Annotated in this window: 18 protein-coding genes; 12 read left to right on the top strand and 6 right to left on the bottom strand. The window is 60.8% G+C overall.

All coding sequences use genetic code 11. The features are described 5' to 3' along the window. Nucleotides 1–52 precede the first annotated feature (52 nt). Genes I8E17_RS14545 through I8E17_RS14535 form a run of 3 tightly spaced genes read left to right on the top strand, consistent with a single transcriptional unit; the run spans nucleotide 53 to nucleotide 3,083 of the window. Nucleotides 53–646, top strand: a complete 594-nt coding sequence (locus I8E17_RS14545) for a shikimate kinase (RefSeq protein WP_069612905.1) — start codon at nucleotides 53–55, stop codon at nucleotides 644–646. Next, nucleotides 643–1,773, top strand: coding sequence for a 3-dehydroquinate synthase (gene aroB / locus I8E17_RS14540; protein WP_069612906.1), 1,131 nt, complete (start codon nucleotides 643–645; stop codon nucleotides 1,771–1,773). The genes I8E17_RS14545 and aroB overlap by 4 nt, the downstream gene beginning before the upstream one ends. Then, nucleotides 1,773–3,083 carry an HlyC/CorC family transporter gene (locus tag I8E17_RS14535; RefSeq protein ID WP_069612907.1) on the top strand — a complete coding sequence of 437 codons (1,311 nt, stop codon included), beginning with the start codon at nucleotides 1,773–1,775 and terminating at the stop codon, nucleotides 3,081–3,083. The genes aroB and I8E17_RS14535 overlap by 1 nt, the downstream gene beginning before the upstream one ends. 15 nt (nucleotides 3,084–3,098) lie before the next feature. Here the strand turns inward: I8E17_RS14535 and I8E17_RS14530 are convergent, their stop codons facing one another. Then, nucleotides 3,099–3,386 (bottom strand): BolA family protein, encoded by a 288-nt coding sequence (locus I8E17_RS14530; protein ID WP_069612908.1) that lies wholly within the window; start codon nucleotides 3,384–3,386, stop codon nucleotides 3,099–3,101. A 105-nt stretch (nucleotides 3,387–3,491) separates the two neighbouring features. Between I8E17_RS14530 and I8E17_RS14525 the strand changes: the two genes are divergently transcribed. The 4 genes from I8E17_RS14525 (at nucleotide 3,492) to I8E17_RS14510 (ending at nucleotide 8,538) form a co-directional block, all read left to right on the top strand. Beyond that, a complete protein-coding gene (locus I8E17_RS14525) occupies nucleotides 3,492–4,112 on the top strand; it encodes a J domain-containing protein (protein WP_069612909.1) in 621 nt (206 codons plus the stop codon). A gap of 309 nt (nucleotides 4,113–4,421) precedes the next feature. Further along, nucleotides 4,422–5,411, top strand: a complete 990-nt coding sequence (gene cobS / locus I8E17_RS14520; RefSeq protein ID WP_069612910.1) for a cobaltochelatase subunit CobS — start codon at nucleotides 4,422–4,424, stop codon at nucleotides 5,409–5,411. A gap of 119 nt (nucleotides 5,412–5,530) precedes the next feature. Beyond that, nucleotides 5,531–7,432, top strand: a complete 1,902-nt coding sequence (cobT, locus tag I8E17_RS14515) for a cobaltochelatase subunit CobT (RefSeq protein WP_069612911.1) — start codon at nucleotides 5,531–5,533, stop codon at nucleotides 7,430–7,432. 110 nt (nucleotides 7,433–7,542) lie between these two features. Beyond that, entirely contained in the window at nucleotides 7,543–8,538 is a 996-nt protein-coding gene (locus tag I8E17_RS14510) for an esterase-like activity of phytase family protein (protein ID WP_069612912.1), read from the top strand. 99 nt (nucleotides 8,539–8,637) lie between these two features. Here I8E17_RS14510 and I8E17_RS14505 read toward each other — a convergent pair whose 3' ends face one another. Both I8E17_RS14505 and rpmB read right to left on the bottom strand, forming a co-directional pair. After that, nucleotides 8,638–9,273, bottom strand: a complete 636-nt coding sequence (locus I8E17_RS14505) for a queuosine precursor transporter (protein ID WP_069612913.1) — start codon at nucleotides 9,271–9,273, stop codon at nucleotides 8,638–8,640. A gap of 117 nt (nucleotides 9,274–9,390) precedes the next feature. Continuing rightward, nucleotides 9,391–9,690: a 50S ribosomal protein L28 gene (rpmB, locus tag I8E17_RS14500; protein WP_069612914.1), complete on the bottom strand. Its 300-nt coding sequence runs from the start codon at nucleotides 9,688–9,690 to the stop codon at nucleotides 9,391–9,393. A 237-nt stretch (nucleotides 9,691–9,927) separates the two neighbouring features. Between rpmB and I8E17_RS14495 the strand changes: the two genes are divergently transcribed. Together I8E17_RS14495 and I8E17_RS14490 are read left to right on the top strand one after the other, a co-directional pair. After that, nucleotides 9,928–10,704 (top strand): DUF3108 domain-containing protein, encoded by a 777-nt coding sequence (locus I8E17_RS14495; RefSeq protein ID WP_069612973.1) that lies wholly within the window; start codon nucleotides 9,928–9,930, stop codon nucleotides 10,702–10,704. A 135-nt stretch (nucleotides 10,705–10,839) separates the two neighbouring features. Next, nucleotides 10,840–11,739 (top strand): EamA family transporter, encoded by a 900-nt coding sequence (locus I8E17_RS14490; protein ID WP_069612974.1) that lies wholly within the window; start codon nucleotides 10,840–10,842, stop codon nucleotides 11,737–11,739. Between the two features lie 21 nt (nucleotides 11,740–11,760). Here the strand turns inward: I8E17_RS14490 and I8E17_RS14485 are convergent, their stop codons facing one another. The 3 genes from I8E17_RS14485 to gloB all read right to left on the bottom strand — a co-directional run bounded on the left by I8E17_RS14485 (nucleotide 11,761) and on the right by gloB (nucleotide 14,248). Then, nucleotides 11,761–12,918: an alpha/beta hydrolase-fold protein gene (locus I8E17_RS14485; RefSeq protein WP_113366668.1), complete on the bottom strand. Its 1,158-nt coding sequence runs from the start codon at nucleotides 12,916–12,918 to the stop codon at nucleotides 11,761–11,763. 134 nt (nucleotides 12,919–13,052) lie between these two features. Then, nucleotides 13,053–13,478, bottom strand: coding sequence for a cupin domain-containing protein (locus I8E17_RS14480; RefSeq protein ID WP_069612916.1), 426 nt, complete (start codon nucleotides 13,476–13,478; stop codon nucleotides 13,053–13,055). Next, nucleotides 13,478–14,248: a hydroxyacylglutathione hydrolase gene (gene gloB, locus I8E17_RS14475; protein ID WP_069612975.1), complete on the bottom strand. Its 771-nt coding sequence runs from the start codon at nucleotides 14,246–14,248 to the stop codon at nucleotides 13,478–13,480. Before gloB ends, I8E17_RS14480 begins: the two co-directional genes overlap by 1 nt. 53 nt (nucleotides 14,249–14,301) lie before the next feature. Between gloB and I8E17_RS14470 the strand changes: the two genes are divergently transcribed. The 3 genes from I8E17_RS14470 (at nucleotide 14,302) to I8E17_RS14460 (ending at nucleotide 17,219) form a co-directional block, all read left to right on the top strand. Continuing rightward, nucleotides 14,302–15,081, top strand: coding sequence for a class I SAM-dependent methyltransferase (locus tag I8E17_RS14470; RefSeq protein WP_069612917.1), 780 nt, complete (start codon nucleotides 14,302–14,304; stop codon nucleotides 15,079–15,081). Nucleotides 15,082–15,183: 102 nt separating this feature from the next. Next, the gene (hisC, locus tag I8E17_RS14465) at nucleotides 15,184–16,293 is read left to right on the top strand and encodes a histidinol-phosphate transaminase (protein ID WP_069612976.1); all 1,110 of its coding nucleotides are present in this window, start codon (nucleotides 15,184–15,186) and stop codon (nucleotides 16,291–16,293) included. After that, a complete protein-coding gene (locus I8E17_RS14460; protein ID WP_069612918.1) occupies nucleotides 16,290–17,219 on the top strand; it encodes a prephenate/arogenate dehydrogenase family protein in 930 nt (309 codons plus the stop codon). The genes hisC and I8E17_RS14460 overlap by 4 nt, the downstream gene beginning before the upstream one ends. The last annotated feature ends 80 nt before the right edge of the window (nucleotides 17,220–17,299 follow it).

The raw sequence follows: 17,299 nt of genomic DNA, 5'->3' as shown, positions 1-17,299 counted from the left end.
CGCTACCGGTGCATTTGACGATACCGTTTCCAAAGAAATTGTGAATGGGCCGATGAGCGAACAAGTCCTGACCCTTGCCGAGAGCCTTAAAGACAGGGCGCGTGCTGCGCTCGGTCAGCGCAATCTCGTCTTCGTGGGATTGATGGGAGCAGGAAAATCCTCGATCGGCCGGCCAGTCGCGCAGCAGCTCGGCCTTCCCTTCGTCGATACGGATATCGAGATTGAGCGCGTGTCGCGCATGACGATCGCCGAACTGTTTGCCGCCTATGGCGAGCAGGAGTTCCGCGCGCTGGAAACGCGTGTCATCAAGCGGCTGCTCAAGGGCGGCCCGCGTGTCGTCTCGACCGGCGGCGGCGCATTCATCAACGAAAGCACGCGCCTGCATGTCAAGCGCGGCAGCCTTTCCGTCTGGCTGAAGGCCGACCTCGACGTCTTGTGGGACCGCGTCAACAAGCGCGACACACGGCCGTTGCTGAAGACCGAAAATCCGAAACAGACCCTCGAGAACCTGATGAATGCGCGCTATCCGATCTATGCGGAAGCCGATATCACGGTTCTCTCCCGCGATGTAAGCAAGGATATCATGGTCAGGGAAGTCCTTGCCGCGATTGCCGAGGGAAAGAAAGCAGAAAGCAGAATACCATGAATGCGATCACACCGGCTTCCGCTGAGCGCCTCGTGCGCGTGCCTCTCGGCGAGCGTGCCTATGACATCCTGATTGGCCCCGGCCTGATCGCGCGTGCGGGCCAGGAGATCGCCGCCCGGTTGAAGGGACGCAAGGCCGCCGTCATCACCGATGAAAATGTCGCGCCGCTTTACCTAGATGCTTTGGTTGCGAGCCTTGAAGCGGCCGGTATCCAGGCCTCCAGCCTCGTTTTGCCCGCTGGCGAAAAGACAAAAAGCTTCGAGCATCTGATTACCGTTTGCGATGCGGTGCTGACGGCGCGTGTGGAGCGCAACGATACGGTGATCGCACTTGGCGGTGGCGTCATCGGTGATCTCTCCGGCTTTGCTGCCGGCATCGTGCGCCGCGGCGTTCGTTTCGTCCAGGTGCCGACATCGCTGCTGTCGCAGGTGGATTCGTCCGTTGGCGGCAAGACCGGCATCAACACCCATCATGGCAAGAACCTGGTCGGCGTCTTCCATCAGCCTGATCTCGTGCTTGCCGATACCGATGTGCTGAATACGCTGAGCGAGCGTGAATTTCGGGCCGGCTATGCCGAAGTCGCCAAATACGGCCTGATCGACAAACCGGATTTCTTCGCCTGGCTGGAAGCCAATTGGAAGGATGTTTTTGCCGGCGGCGCGGCTCGCATCGAGGCGATCGCCGCGAGTTGCCAAGCGAAGTCCGATGTCGTCGTCGCCGACGAGCGTGAAAACGGGGCACGTGCCTTGCTCAATCTCGGCCATACCTTCGGCCATGCGCTGGAAGCCGCCACCGCCTATGACAGCCGCCGGCTGGTGCATGGCGAGGGTGTTGCGATCGGTATGGTGCTGGCGCATGAGTTTTCCGCGCGCCTCAATCTGGCGAGCCCCGATGATGCCAAGCGCGTCGAGGCGCATCTGAAGGCTGTAGGCCTGCCAACGCGGATGGGCGATATTCCGGGCGAGCTGCCGCCGGCCGAAACGCTGATGGATGCGATCGCGCAAGACAAGAAGGTCAAGAGCGGCAAGCTCACCTTCATCCTCACGCACGGTATCGGCCGGTCCTTTGTTGCGGACGATGTGCCGTCTTCCGAAGTCCTGAGTTTCCTGAAGGAAAAACATCCCTGATGACCGTCGAGGGCACGCTGGCTGTTCTGTGGGAATATTGGCCCGAGATTATATCGATCGTGGCCCTGGTGCTGCTTTCCGCCTTCTTTGCCGGCTCGGAGACGGCGCTGACGGCGGCTTCGCGCAGCCGTATCCATACATTGGAAGCCAATGGCGACAGGCGGGCCGGCATCGTGCGGCTCTTGATAGAACGTCGCGACCGATTGATCGGCGCGCTGCTGATCGGCAACAATCTCGCCAATATTCTGTCGTCCTCGCTTGCGACCAGCGTGTTCCTGGGTCTGTTCGGCAATTCCGGCGTGGCGATCGCCACCGCCGCCATGACCGTCATCCTCGTCATTTTCGCGGAGGTTCTGCCGAAGAGCTGGGCCATTGCGACGCCGGATCGCTTCGCGCTGAACGTCGCCAGTGCGATACGTCTTTTCGTCATCGTCGTCGGACCTGTGTCGAGCGTCGTCAATGCCATCGTGCGCCAGATCCTGGGCATTTTTGGCGTCAATCTCTCGCGGGAAGTGTCGATGCTGTCGGCGCATGAGGAGTTGCGCGGCGCCGTGGATCTGCTCCACCGCGAGGGTTCCGTGGTCAAGGCCGACCGCGACCGTCTGGGCGGCGTTCTCGATCTCGGCGAGCTGGAACTGTCAGACATTATGGTTCACCGCACGGCAATGCGCGCCATCAATGCCGATGATCCGCCAGAAGTGGTCGTGCGTGCGATCCTCGACAGCCCGTATACGCGCATGCCGCTCTGGCGCGGCACCATCGACAACATCATCGGCGTCGTGCATGCCAAGGATCTGCTGCGGGCGCTGGCGGAACGCAATGTCGAGCCGGAAAATCTCGATATCGTCAAGATCGCGCAAAAGCCCTGGTTCGTGCCCGACAGCACCAATCTCGAGGACCAGCTCAACGCCTTCCTGCGTCGCAAGCAGCATTTCGCCGTCGTCGTCGACGAATATGGCGAGGTGCAGGGCATCGTCACGCTGGAGGATATTCTGGAAGAGATCGTCGGCGACATCGCCGATGAGCACGATCTCGACATTCAGGGCGTGCGGCAGGAGGCCGACGGCTCGATCGTTGTCGACGGCGTTGTGCCGATTCGCGACCTGAACCGCGCACTCGACTGGGATTTGCCCGACGAAGAGGCGACGACGATTGCCGGCCTCGTCATCCACGAATCGATGACCATCCCCGAAGAGCGGCAGGCCTTCACGTTCTACGGCAAGCGCTTCATCGTCATGAAGCGCGAAAAGAACCGCATCACCAAGCTGCGCATCCGCCCCGCGGAGTCGGAAGAGGCGAAGCCGGTTTAAGGCGTCTCCAGCGCCCTACCAGCGCACCGTCTCTCCCGGAGCTGCCGGCTCTACCGCCAGCGCGTGCAGCCCCGCCTCCAGTTCCGGCTTCAATAACTCGTTGATCGCCCTGTGGCGCGCGAGGCGCGGCATGCCGGAAAACTTGGCGGAAACGATTCGAATTCTTATATGGGTCTCGCCGGTCCCGGTCATGTCGGGCTGATGACCCGCATGCAGGTGGCTCTCGTTGATGACGGCAAGACGCTCTGGCGCGAAGGCGTCGTTGAGCTTCCGCTCAATGCGGGATTGCAGTGTCGTTTCCATTCCCGCGTCAACCTCGCTTGCGAAAAAAGGCTCCCACAAAGCCTATAACATTCCTGTTTGTCAATTCTTGTTGTGGGGTTTCCAAGGCCCCATAATTAGGACGCCATGAGACTTGATTCAAAATATTTCGATCGCATCCGCACCCGCCGCAAGCGCGCGCAGGAGCCCGAACAGGGTCCACCGACGTGCCAGTGGGACGGTTGCGACAAGCACGGTACGCATCGCGCCCCGGTGGGGCGCAATGCGGAAGGGCAGTTCTTTTTGTTCTGCTTCGAGCACGTCAAGGAATACAACAAGGGCTACAATTATTTCTCCGGTCTCTCGGACGGGGAAATCGCGCGCTACCAGAAGGAAGCCATCACCGGCCACCGTCCGACCTGGACCGTGGGCGTGAACAAGGCCGCCAGGAACAGCCCGCTTCATTCCGATATCCGCTCGGGCGCCTATTCCCGCGTTCGCGACCCCTTCGGCTTCGTTAGGGAAGGCGAGGGTCAAGGTCGCGGCCCGCGCTTTCCGCAGCAGCGCAAGCTGAAAACGCTGGAGGCGAAAGCCTTCGACACCATGGGTCTCGGCGCCAATGCCTCGGCTCCGGAAATCAAGCGCCGCTACAAGGAATTGGTGAAAATGCACCATCCCGACGCCAATGGCGGCGACCGCGGCTCGGAAGAGCGCTTCCGCGCGGTTATTCAGGCCTATCAATTATTGAAGCAGAACGGTTTTTGTTAATTCCCGTCCTTGCTCTCCGCCTTCAATCAGGTATGGTCCAAATCGGCTGAAGCTGCGGGCGACCGCGGCAGGGTGCGCATTTGGCTGGCCGCACCTCGGTCAACTTTCCGGACGCGGCGTTTCTTGTCCGGGGACTCTGTTCAAGGATGCTCGCAAGCGATCATATTATCGCGCCGAGATTTTGCTTTAGTCCCGGAGAAGTATCGCCGCTGTTCCGACCGGACGGATGCGGGCAACAAGCTGCGGCGTTTCGGATAAATCGGCTGAGTTTGATATGGCAGGGTGAGAGCCACCCGCCCTGGAGACATGATGAGCAAGATTGACCTTGATATTTCCGAAGTTCCCGACACCACCGTTTCGGTCCGCGAAGTCTTCGGCATTGATTCCGACATCCGCGTGCCCGCTTACAGCCAGGGCAGCGCCTACGTGCCCGATCTCGACACGGACTACCTCTTCGACCGCGAGACCACCCTCGCCATTCTCGCGGGCTTCGCTCATAACCGCCGCGTGATGATCTCGGGCTATCACGGCACCGGCAAGTCCTCCCATATCGAGCAGGTCGCCGCGCGCCTCAACTGGCCGTGCGTGCGTATCAATCTCGACAGCCATGTCAGCCGTATCGATCTCGTCGGCAAGGATGCGATTGTCGTCAAGGATGGCCTGCAGGTCACCGAATTCAAGGACGGCATCCTGCCCTGGGCCTATCAGCACAATGTCGCGCTCGTCTTCGACGAATATGACGCCGGTCGCCCGGACGTGATGTTCGTCATCCAGCGCGTGCTGGAATCGTCGGGTCGCCTGACGCTGCTCGACCAGAGCCGCGTTATCCGTCCTCATCCGGCCTTCCGCCTGTTCGCAACCGCCAATACCATTGGTCTCGGTGATACCACAGGCCTCTATCACGGCACGCAGCAGATCAACCAGGCGCAGATGGACCGCTGGTCGATCGTGACGACGCTGAACTACCTGCCGCACAACAATGAAGTCGATATCGTGCTGGCGAAGGTGAAGTCCTTCCGCAACGACAAGGGCCGCGACACCGTCTCCAAGATGGTCCGCGTTGCCGACCTGACGCGCGCCGCCTTCATGAACGGCGATCTGTCGACCGTCATGAGCCCGCGTACCGTCATCACCTGGGCCGAAAATGCGGAAATCTTCGGCGATGTCGCCTTTGCCTTCCGCGTCACCTTCCTCAACAAGTGTGATGAGCTGGAGCGACCGCTGGTCGCCGAGCACTATCAGCGCGCCTTCGGCGTCGAGCTGAAGGAAAGTGCCGCCAACATCGTGCTCGAAGCCTAGAACATTTCCGCTTTTCTTCGAATCGCGAAAACGTTCTATCTTTTTGTTTTGACGCAATTCCGGATAGAAAAATGCCATGCATTTTCCCTGGAATTGCTTTAGGGAAAAGCCGATACATCATGTCAGGTCGCGGAGATAATTCCAAAGCGAAGCCGGGCGCCCCGGTGGACATGGAGCCGTTGCGCCGGGCGATCACCGGCTGTGTCCGCTCGATCGCCGGCGATGCCGAGGTCGAGGTGGCCTTTGCCAATGAACGCCCGGGAATGACCGGCGAGCGCATTCGCTTGCCGGAGCTTTCGAAGCGGCCGACAGCCCATGAGCTTGCGGTGACCCGCGGCCTCGGTGATTCGATGGCCCTGCGGCTTGCCTGCCACGACGCCCGTGTCCATGCCGTCATGGCGCCACAGGGTGCGGATGCCCGCTCGATCTTCGATGCCGTCGAGCAGGCCCGGGTCGAATCGATCGGCTCGCTGCGCATGAGCGGTGTTGCCGCCAACCTCAACTCCATGAATACGGAGAAATACGCCAAGGCGAATTTCTCCGGCATCGAACGGCGCGAGGATGCACCGATCGGTGAGGCCATGGCGATGATCGTGCGCGAGAAGCTGACCGGCCAGAAGCCGCCGGAAAGCGCCGGCAAGGTGCTGGATCTCTGGCGTCCCTTCATCGAGGAAAAGACCGGCGGTCAGCTCGACAATCTGCTGTCCGCCATCAACGACCAGCAGAGCTTCGCCCGACTCGTCCGCAACATGCTGACGGCCATGGAAATGGCCGAGGAGTATGGCGACGAGCAGTCGGAACCCGACAGCGAGGATCAGCAGAGCGAACAGGACAAGCCGAGCGGCGAGGATCAGAACGACGACGACGTCAAGGAAGACGAAGGCGCCGACGCCGCCCCAGCCGAGGATAGCGAAGCCTCCGACGAGCAGATGGAAGACGGCGCGACCGAAGACGGCGGCGAGATCTCCGACGACGATATGAGCGAAGAGGGCGAGGAAGATTCGGAAACGCCGGGGGAAACCCGTCGTCCGAACACGCCTTTCGCCGACTTCAACGAGAAGGTCGACTATCATGTCTATACGGAGGAGTTCGACGAGACCACGACGGCGCAGGAATTGTGCGATGTGGCCGAGCTCGAGCGCCTGCGTGCCTTCCTCGACAAGCAGCTTGCGCATCTGCAGGGCGCCGTGGGCCGGCTCGCCAACCGTCTGCAGCGTCGCCTCATGGCGCAGCAGAACCGCTCCTGGGACTTCGATCTGGAAGAGGGCTACCTCGATCCGGCGCGCCTGCCGCGCCTGATCATCGACCCGATGCAGGCACTGTCCTTCAAGATGGAGCGCGATACGCAGTTCCGCGATACGGTCGTGACGCTGCTGATCGACAATTCCGGCTCGATGCGAGGACGTCCGATCACGGTCGCCGCCTCCTGCGCCGATATTCTGGCTCGCACGCTGGAGCGCTGCGGTGTGAAGGTCGAGATTCTCGGTTTCACCACCAAGGCGTGGAAGGGCGGGCAGGCGCGCGAGAAGTGGCTTGCCAGCGGCAAGCCGCAGACACCGGGCCGTTTGAACGACCTGCGTCACATCATTTACAAGTCGGCGGACGAGCCTTACCGCCGGGCGCGCAGCAATCTCGGCCTGATGATGCGCGAAGGCCTGCTCAAGGAGAATATCGACGGCGAGGCGCTGATCTGGGCCCATAACCGCCTGCTCGGACGCCGTGAACAGCGCCGTATCCTGATGATGATCTCGGATGGTGCGCCGGTCGATGATTCCACGCTGTCGGTCAACCCGGGCAATTATCTGGAGCGGCATCTGCGCGCCGTCATCGACCAGATCGAGACGCGCTCGCCGGTGGAATTGCTGGCCATCGGTATCGGCCATGATGTCACGCGCTACTATCGCCGCGCCGTCACCATCGTCGATGCCGACGAACTGGCCGGCGCCATGACGGAGCAGCTGGCGTCGCTGTTTGAAGATCAGACGAGCATGCCGCGCTCGCGCATGCGCCGCGCCAGCTGAGCCCGCTGCGGCGCTCTTCGGCATCGGCCTTATGGCCGGTGTCTTTTCCCGGCAATGTCGTCGGTTTGCGGTGCTGGCCGGTTGCTGCGAAATCCGTGTGTCTCATTGCGATGCTCGCCGGACTGCTCTCAGGCTGCGGTTCCGGAAATGACGCCGACGAGCGTGGCAAGGCGGCAATTCAGGCCCAGGTCATTTCCACTTTCAAACGAGGCTCGGATCAAACGCGCTTCGGCGCACTGGAATTTCTCGGCGGTCTTGAGTTCAGCTCGGACAATGCGCTTCTCGGCGCTGTTTCGGCCATTCGTTTTCGTGACGATCAACAGCGTTTCATTTCGGTGCTCGACACCGGCCACTGGTTTACCGGCACCATCGAGCGCGACCAAGAGGGTCGGCTGAAGGGTATCGACGATGCGCGGATTGCGCCTATGATCGACCGCTTTGGCGAGACCGGCGCGGGCGATGGGGTTATGGATGCCGAAGGCTTGGCGCTGCGCGGCAATCACGTCCTCGTCAGCTATGAACAATATCACCGCGTCGATGCCTATCCCGATCCAGGCTTTGAGATTTCGCCGCCCGATGGCAGCATGCCCGTTCCCATCCCTAGATGGGAACTGCGGTCCAATCGCAGCCTTGAGGCACTGATGATCGCGCCGCAGTCGAGCCCGCTTGACGGCGGGGCTGTCATCGTCGCCGAAGACAGTCTGGACGATCAGGGCAATCTGCTTGCCGCCGTTCTGGACGGGCCGCTGCAGGGGCGCTTCACCGTGAAGCGCCATGGCGGCTTCAATGTCAGCGACGGCGTCTTTCTGCCCGATGGCGACCTATTGCTGCTGGAGCGGCGCTTCGGGCTGATCCATGGCCTCGGCGTGCGTATCCGCCGCATCGCCGGAGAGGATATCAAGCCGGGCGCTGTCGTGGACGGCAAGGTGATTTTCACGGCTGGCTCGGGAGAGCAGATCGACAATATGGAGGGCCTGGATATCTTCCGCGCGGCCGACGGTTCCCTGCATCTCATCATGGTCTCGGATGACAACCATTCGATCCTGCAGCGCAGCCTGATGCTGGAATTCAAGCTGCATGATGACAATATCGTCAGCCAGAATTGAGAGCGGACGAGCGGTCTGGTTCTCGGCCGCTGCCATCCTTCTTTGTCAAAAAATGGTGCCGTACGTCATATGAAGTCGCGCAGCGGACCCATTTGGCTGTCAGGCTGTCGGCGCCTGCGGCATCGGCTTCAGCATGTTCATCAGCGCGCCATAGGGCAGGAGCATCACAAGGCCGACGGTCACTTTGACCGAGAAATCGCCGATCGCCCACGATACCCAGCGCGGGGCCCACGTGGAGAAAGCGCCGAGGATCGGAGCCCAATCGATCGCGAAGGGATCGTTCGGGCCGAAGAAGACGAAGAAGGGCGCGAAGGCGAAGGAGAAGAAGATCAGAGTGTCCAGCATCGAGCCGATGAGCGAACCGAACAGCGGCGCGCGCCACCAGGCCATGCGGCGCAGGCGGTTGAAGACCGAGATGTCGAGCAGCTGGCCGGCAAGATAGGCCGAACCGGAGGCGATCGCGATGCGCGGCTGAGCCGTGTAGAACGACAGCGCGACACCGACGACGAAGCCGGCAAAGACGACCTTGCGCGCGGCCTTGGGGCCGAACTGGCGGTTGGTCAGATCGGTGATGAGGAAGGCGACTGGATAGGTGAAGGCGCCCCAGGTGAGGATATCCGCGAGATTGATGCCGGCGAGGCTGACCTGCAGCGGATACTGCACGAGGATGTTGGAAGCGACGACGACCAGCGTCATCAGCAGAACGTAGATAAGGGTATGACGTATCGTCAGCATTTTTTTATCCTGGGAGATGCCACCAGTTGAAAGAAACCGGACATGGAAAAAGGCTTGTCCGGATACGATCCGTGCAAGCCTTTTAGCCGGTATGAAATCGCGAAGTGCTAGCGCGGCTTAGGCAGCAACGGCAGCTTCAGCGGACTTCTTGACAATCTGGCGACGCAGCAGGCGAGCGCGCATGCTGAGTTCGTTTTCGCTTGCCTTCAGGAGGAAAGCGTCCAGACCACCGCGATGCTCGACCGAACGCAGCGCTGCAGCGGAAACGCGCAGGCGATAGCGCTGGCCGAGAACGTCGGAAATCAGCGTGACCTGGCAGAGGTTCGGCAGGAACCGACGCTTGGTCTTGTTGTTGGCGTGGCTAACGTTGTTGCCCACGAGGACGGCCTTGCCGGTCAATTCGCACATGCGGGACATGGTACACCTACTTTTGTTTTTCTCGGCCATCGGATAGACATACCGGGCAAAGCCCGGCGCGCAATCCAACAGGCCATAATTGGAAAGTTGCGGTTCTATAGTCAGAGAGGCTGGCCGCGTCAAGCCAAACCTTGTGTTTTCCCGCAATTCCGTCAAAAAGCTGCTGTTGTCTGGCGCTCGCAGCAGCCGAGCAAAGCAACTATATAACTTGCCTGATCCTCGTTGAAGGCCCTGATCATGGTTCAAATTCGGAAGTGGCTTATCATTTCAGCGATCGTCGCGTCGATGCCGTCGATGGCGTTGGCCGATGTGCTGCGGCATGAAACGCGCTATCGCGTTTCGCTGGCCGGCCTGCCGATCGCCAGGGCGGATTTCAAGACCGAGGTCACGGGCAAACAGTTCACCATTCGTGGCGATATCACCTCGGCAGGCCTTGCGGATCTCGTTACCTCGATCGATGCGAAGACCGACGTCACCGGCGTCGTCAACGACAGCAAGCTGCAGGCGACCCACTACACGCTCTTCTACAAGAGCGGGAAGAAAGAGCGCACCTATGATGTCGCCTATACCAACGGCAATGTGACGTCGAATACGATCACGCCCGAGCCGAAGCGTCCGGACACCTGGGTTCCCATCACGGAAAGCGACTTGAAGTCGGTGCTCGATCCGATATCGGGCATGATCTTCCCGATCACGCCCAGCCTCAACCTCTGCAGCCAGACGCTGGCCGTCTTCGATGGGGAGATGCGCATGGATCTGAAGCTGTCGCCGAAGGGATCGCATCCCTTCTCGACTGATGGCTTCAAGGGCAAGACCATTGCCTGCGGCGTGCGCTTCACGCCGAAGAGCGGCTACAAAAGCACCCGCAAGGATTATCTCTACCTCGCCAGGAGCGACAATATGGAGATCTGGTTCGCCAAGGCGGATACGATGAATGTCTATGCCCCGGTCTACGTCCGCATCCCGACGCAATACGGAACGGTGACGATTACGGCCGTAAAATACGGCAGCTAGACCGGCTGCTGTTTTCACGGAAACGCTTGACGATTCTCGCCGTTGTTTCTACGCAATTCCACGAAAATGCACAGCAATTTTCGTGGAATTGCTTTGGCGGGCTGGGGACGTCCGCGCGACAAGCTGGGGGCAGGAATGAAATTTCGCGCGACGTTGACAGGCTTTTCAGCCATTCTGATGTGGTCGTTTCTGGCGCTTTTGACCGTCGCCTCCGGCAAGATGCCGCCCTTCCAGCTGCTCGCCGTCTGCTTTGCGATCGGCAGCATTCCGGGCATCATCGTTCTTCTGTTGAGGCCCGAGCGGTTGCAGCTGCTGCGCCAGCCGGCCAAGGTCTGGATCACAGGCATTGCCGGCTTGTTCGGCTACCACTTTCTCTATTTCACGGCATTGCGTCAGGCGCCGGCGGTGGAGGCGGGCCTGATTGCCTATCTCTGGCCATTGCTGATCGTCGTCGGCTCCGCATTGCTGCCAGGTGAGCGGCTGCGCTGGTATCATATTGTCGGCGCGCTGATGGGGCTTGCGGGCACGGTTCTGATCGTCGGCCGCAACGGCTTTCATTTCGAAGGCGCTTACGCCGTCGGCTATGGCGCGGCATTCCTTTGTGCCTTCACCTGGTCCGCTTATTCCTTGATAACGCGCCGCTTCGAGGCCGTTTCCACCGATGTCGTCACCATCTTCTGCCTTGTGACATCGATTCTCTCCCTTTTCTGCCATCTGGGCCTGGAGGAGACGATCTGGCCTGAGAACATTCCTCAGTGGGTCGCCGTTCTCGGCCTCGGCCTTTTTCCGGTCGGCGCCGCCTTCTATGCCTGGGATTATGGCGTCAAGAACGGCGATATCCAGATCCTCGGCGCGGCAAGCTATGCGGCACCGCTGCTCTCGACGCTGATCCTGACGCTGTTCGGTTTTGCCGAGCCGAGCTGGGGCATTGCGCTTGCCTGCCTGCTCGTGACGGGAGGTGCGGTGCTGGCCGCCCATCGCATGATCCTGCGCCGGGATGATGTCGTGCGGACGCAGGCGGAAGCGGCGGAATAGCTCCGCCGCCCTCGCTGCCGTTTATTTCTTGAAGACTTTTTCCAGGAATGCCGCGAGCGACGGCCGCCAGACATCCATCTCATGCTGGAGGTCGGGGTATTCATGGTATTCGTGTTTGATCTTCTTGGCGTCGAGCGCCGCCTTCAAGCCGGCTACGTCCTTGCCGACGACCTGATCCTTGCTGCCTACGGTCACTGTGAAATAATGCAGAGCCTTGTTGATCTTTTCCGGTTCGTTCAGCACGGCATCGACCGTCTTGTTCGGAACGGTCGTGGTGCTGACGCCGCTGAAGGTTGCGACCCAGCCGAAGGTGTCGAGATGCGAAAGGCCGGATACGAGAGCCTGATAGCCGCCCTGCGACAAGCCGGCAACGGCGCGGCCGCTCGCCTCGTTTCGCACCCGATAATGCTTCTTCATGTAGGGGATAAGGTCTTCCGTCAGCTCGCGATCGGCCGCCTCGGCATTCGCCGGATAGAAATTCGCGCGACGATCGGCGGCGGGGAAGTTTTCGGCGATCGCATTCGGTACGTCGGTTTCCGTATCCGGAATGACGACGATCATCGGCTCGATCTTCTTTTCGGCAAGGAGATTGTCAAGGATCTGCGGCGCGCGGCCCTGGAGGACCCAGGACCCCACAGTGTCGCCGAAACCGTGATAGAGGTAGAGCACGGGCAGCGGCTCGGAGGAATCGGTGTAGCCGGGCGGCGTGTAGACATACATCTGCCGTTCCGAATCGAGCGCCTTGGAATGCAGGGTCACCAGCCGCAGGTCGCCATGCGGCACGTTGCGGATATCCAGAATGCTGCCAGGCACCAGGATAAGGCTGGTATTGACCTGCCGTTGCGGCTTCGGCGCATTGGTGCCCGTGTCGATGCTGCGGAAACCGTCGACGTTGAAGTAATATTCGTAGAGGTTCGGCTTCAGCACCTCCGTCTTCGCGCTCCATGTGCCATCGTCGCTGCGTTGCATGGCGAGGGAATCGCGCGAGCCCAAAGTGACGGAAACCGCCTTTGCCGCCGGCGCATAGAGGCGGAAGGTGATAGACCCATCCTTCTCGACCGCGGTCACAAAGTTTTTCAGAGGCTTGTCGGCCGGCGGCGAGGCCGGAGCATCAAGGGCAAAGACAGGCGCGCTCATGACGCAGCCTGCTGCGACGAGCAAAGGAAACAACAAACGCACGAAAAAACCTCCTCCAGATGAATCAATTTTCACTTTCCCCGTGTAAAGCTGACACAGCGCGTCGCTTTTTCAAGACCGTCGCCGCGCGCTGTCTGGCCGCATCCTGCGTGGTGTCAATGAAAGGTAAAAAAGTGTCAGTCTGAGGCCGGCTTCCAGTCAGGTGGCGCCATCTCGAAGCTCGAAAATTCGAAGCCGGGGGAGACCGTACAGCCGACGAGCGTGAATTGCCCGAGGCTTTCGGCCGATTGCCACCAGTTGGCCGGGATGATTGCCTGCGGGCGCTCACCCTTTGCCAGATCCAGGCCGAGTACCTGTGTTTCGCTGGTCTTGCCGTCGGCGGAGCGATGCAAGGCGAGAGGCGCCCCGGCATAATAGTGCCAGACCTCGGCGGCGTCGTGCACCCGATGCCAGTGCGAGCGCTCGCCCGCCTCCAGCAGATAGTAGATGGCGGTGGAGTGGCCTCTCGTGCCGCCGTTCTCATCGCGAAAGGTCTGCACGTACCAGCCGCCTTCCGGATGCCGCTGCATGGAAAGCGTTTCGATAATCTCTTTTGCCTGCATCAGAAATTGTCCTTGCGCTTGCGGATCTCGGCGAAGACTTCTTCGTTGCTACGGCTTTCCATCAGAAGATGCCGGCGGATTGCCGGATCGGCGGCGCGCAGGAACGGATTGGTTTCCTTCTCGAGCGCCAGCGTCGTCGGGATGGTGAACTTACCCTCCGCTCTCAATGCCTCGATATCGGCGGCGCGCGCCTTCAGCCGCTCATTGTCGGGATCGATGGTCAGCGCAAAACGGGCGTTGGAGAGCGTGTATTCATGGCCGAAATAGACGGCCGTTTCGTCTGGCAGCACGGCAAGCTTCTGCAGCGAGGCCCACATATCCGCTGCCGGCCGTTCGAACAGGCGGCCGCAGCCGAGCGCAAACAGCGTGTCGGCGGCAAAAAGCAGCTTGTCGTCGGCAAAGTGATAGCAGACGTGGCCGGCAGTATGGCCGGGCGTTTCGATGACATTGACCGTATGGCCGGCGAACTCGAACGTATCCCCATCAGCGACGGCGCGATCGAGGCCGGGAATGGCGACGGCCTCGTTGATCGGGCCGATGATCTCGCAGCCGAACTGCTCCTTCAGCGCCAGATTGCCCTCGACGTGATCGGTATGGTGATGCGTAGTCAGGATATGGCTGATGGTCCAGCCACGCCGATCGGCGGCTTTCAGGACCGCATCTGCCTCCGGCGCGTCGATCGATGCCGTCAATCCGGTTTCGGGATCATGGACCAAGACGCCGTAATTGTCGGAACGGCAGATAAAAATCTCTAATTCCAATGGTTTCATGATCGAAATCGTCCTCATCTTTTCCGTGAGTAGAGAATGTAAGCCGTTCGGCCTTGAAGTCCAACGTTCGGCTGATAACATTTGTTTCGATGCATACCGATATCGTCGATCTCCGCCAGTTTTATCATTCCGAGCTCGGTCGCTTGGCGGAGCAGTCGATTGCCATGGCGCTTTCTTCCATCTGGGCACGCATGCCGGAGGAGCGGCTCGTCGGCCTTGGCTATGCGGTTCCTTATCTCGACCGTTTTCGTGCCGATACCGAACGCACTTTCGCCTTCATGCCGGCGGGGCAGGGCGCGGTGAACTGGCCAATGGGCTCTGCCTCGGCGACAGCGCTGATCTTCGATGAGGAATTGCCGCTGCCCGACAGTTCGATCGACCGCGTGCTGATGGTGCATTCTCTGGAGTTCGCTGAAAGCCCGCGCGAGACACTGAAAGAGCTTTGGCGCGTTCTGGCGCCCGGCGGTCGGCTTGTCATTGTCGTGCCGAACCGGACCGGCGTGTGGGCGCGCATGGAGCATACGCCGTTCGGCTCGGGCCGGCCCTATTCGCGCGGCCAGCTCACTTCGCTGCTGCGCGAGACCAATTTCACGCCAGGCGCGACCGCCGAGGCGCTGTTCTTCCCACCGTCGAAGCTGCGCACCGTGCTGCGGCTGCGCCGCGCATTCGAGCGGGTTGGCCGCACTCTGTGGCCGGCTTTTTCCGGCGTCATCATCGTCGAGGCGCAGAAACGGCTCTATCAGGGCCTGCCCGTTGCCGTTCGTGCCTCGCGCCGTGTCTTCGTGCCGGTGCTGGCGCCGCGTGGCATACCGACGACGCGCGATGGCGCATGACGCTTTCGCGGTAGCGCCGACACTCGACAAATTTGTCAATCCGCATTAATGCGACGGGGTGTCATGAACCGGAATTTTCCGGTCTTTCCCAAGGTCGATCCCATGAGCATGGAAATCAGCAAGCCCGTCCCGCGTCCCGGCATCCTCGATATCGCCGCCTATGTGCCGGGCAAGGAGCATGCGCCGGGCGTTGCGCGCGTGTTCAAGCTCTCCTCGAACGAGACGCCGCTTGGAGCCAGCCCCAAGGCCATCGAAGCCTTCCGCAGCGCTGCCGGCAATCTCGAGCGCTATCCGGATGGGCAGGCCAAGGAATTGCGGCAGGCGATCGCCGATGTGCATGGGCTGAATGTGGCCAATATCCTCTGCGGCGCCGGCTCGGACGAGTTGCTTGGCCTGCTCTGCCACACCTATCTCGGCACCGGTGACGAAGGCATCATTACCGAGCACGGCTTCCTGGTCTACAAGATCCAGATCATGGCCGCCGGCGCGACGCCGGTCACCGCCAAGGAGAGGGATTGCACCGTCGATGTCGACGCGATCCTGGCGGCCGTTACGGAAAAGACCAAGATGGTCTTCATCGCCAATCCTGCCAATCCCACCGGCACCTATGCGCCTGTCAGCGAGATCCGCCGCCTGCAGGCGAGCCTGCCGAAGCACGTCATCCTCGTGCTCGACGCGGCCTATGCCGAGTATGTTCGCCGCAACGATTACGAAGCCGGCCTTGAGCTCGTTTCCGCGAACCAGAACGTCGTTATGACCCGTACCTTCTCCAAGGTCTATGGCCTGGCAGCCCTTCGTATCGGCTGGATGTACGGGCCTGTCGATATCGTCGATGCAATCAACCGCGTGCGTGCTCCGTTCAATCTGAACAGCGCCGCCATTGCCGCCGGAGCGGCTGCCATTCGCGATCAGGCCTTTACGGAAAAGGCCGTGGCACACAACACGCTCTGGATCGGGAAGATGACGGCTGCGCTCGAAGCTCTGGGCCTCAGGGTGACGCCGTCGGTTGCGAATTTCGTCCTGATCCATTTCCCTGACAGCGACGGCAAGCGTGCGGCCGAGGCCGATGACTTTCTGACCAGCCGCGGCTATATCCTGCGCGCCGTCCGGGCCTATGGTTTCCCGAATTCGCTGCGCCTGAGCATCGGTACCGAAGAGGCCAATCTCGGCGTCATCGACGCTCTGACCGAATTTATGGGACGCAAGGCATGAGCAACATCCAGTTCGATCGCATTGCGCTGATCGGCATCGGCCTCATCGGCTCCTCAATCGCCCATGACATCAAGCGCCTGGGTATCGCAAAGGAAGTGGTGATCTCGACACGCAGCGCCGAGACGTTGAAGCGCGCCGAAGAGCTGAGGCTCGGCGACCGCTATACGCCTTCGTCGGCCGAAGCAGTGAAAGGCGCAGATCTCGTTATCGTTTCCGTGCCGGTGGGCGCCTCCGAGAGCGTCGCCCAGGAAATCGCGGCGCATCTGAAGCCGGGCGCTATCGTCACCGATGTCGGCTCGACCAAGGCGTCGGTCATAGCACAGATGCAGCCGCATATGCCGTCCAATGTGCATTTCATTCCGGGCCATCCGCTCGCAGGTACGGAAAAGTCCGGCCCGGATGCGGGTTTTCCTGGGCTGTTCAAGGGGCGCTGGTGCATCTTCACGCCAGTTCCAGGCACCGACGAGACCGCGATCAAGACGCTTCGCAGCTTTTGGGAAACTTTGGGCTCCCGTGTCGACGAGATGGACCCCGAGCATCATGACAAGGTGCTGGCGATCGTCTCGCATCTGCCGCACCTCATCGCCTACAACATCGTCGGGACCGCCGACGATCTGGAGACGGTGACCGAATCGGAGGTCATCAAATATTCCGCCTCCGGCTTCCGTGACTTCACGCGCCTCGCTGCATCCGATCCGACCATGTGGCGCGACGTCTGCCTGCACAATCGCGATGCCATTCTGGAGATGCTGTCGCGCTTCTCCGAGGATCTGGCATCGCTGCAGCGCGCTATCCGATGGGGTGACGGCGACAAGATCTTTGAACTCTTCACCCGCACCCGCGCCATTCGCCGCTCGATCGTCGAAGCCGGCCAGGATGTCGACGTGCCGGACTTCGGCCGTCATGCGCTGGATGTGAAGGAATAGCTCTTCTTCTGCCTTCTCCCCTCGGGGAGAAGGTGCCCGAAAGGGCGGATGAGGGGCGTTTGTGAAAAGGCCCCCTCATC

This window comes from Rhizobium sp. AB2/73, assembly GCF_020871915.1.
GTDB classification, from domain to species: Bacteria; Pseudomonadota; Alphaproteobacteria; order Rhizobiales; family Rhizobiaceae; genus Rhizobium; species Rhizobium dioscoreae.
Note: the sequence above shows the minus strand (reverse complement) of the source record. Positions and strands in the feature narration are given on the sequence as shown.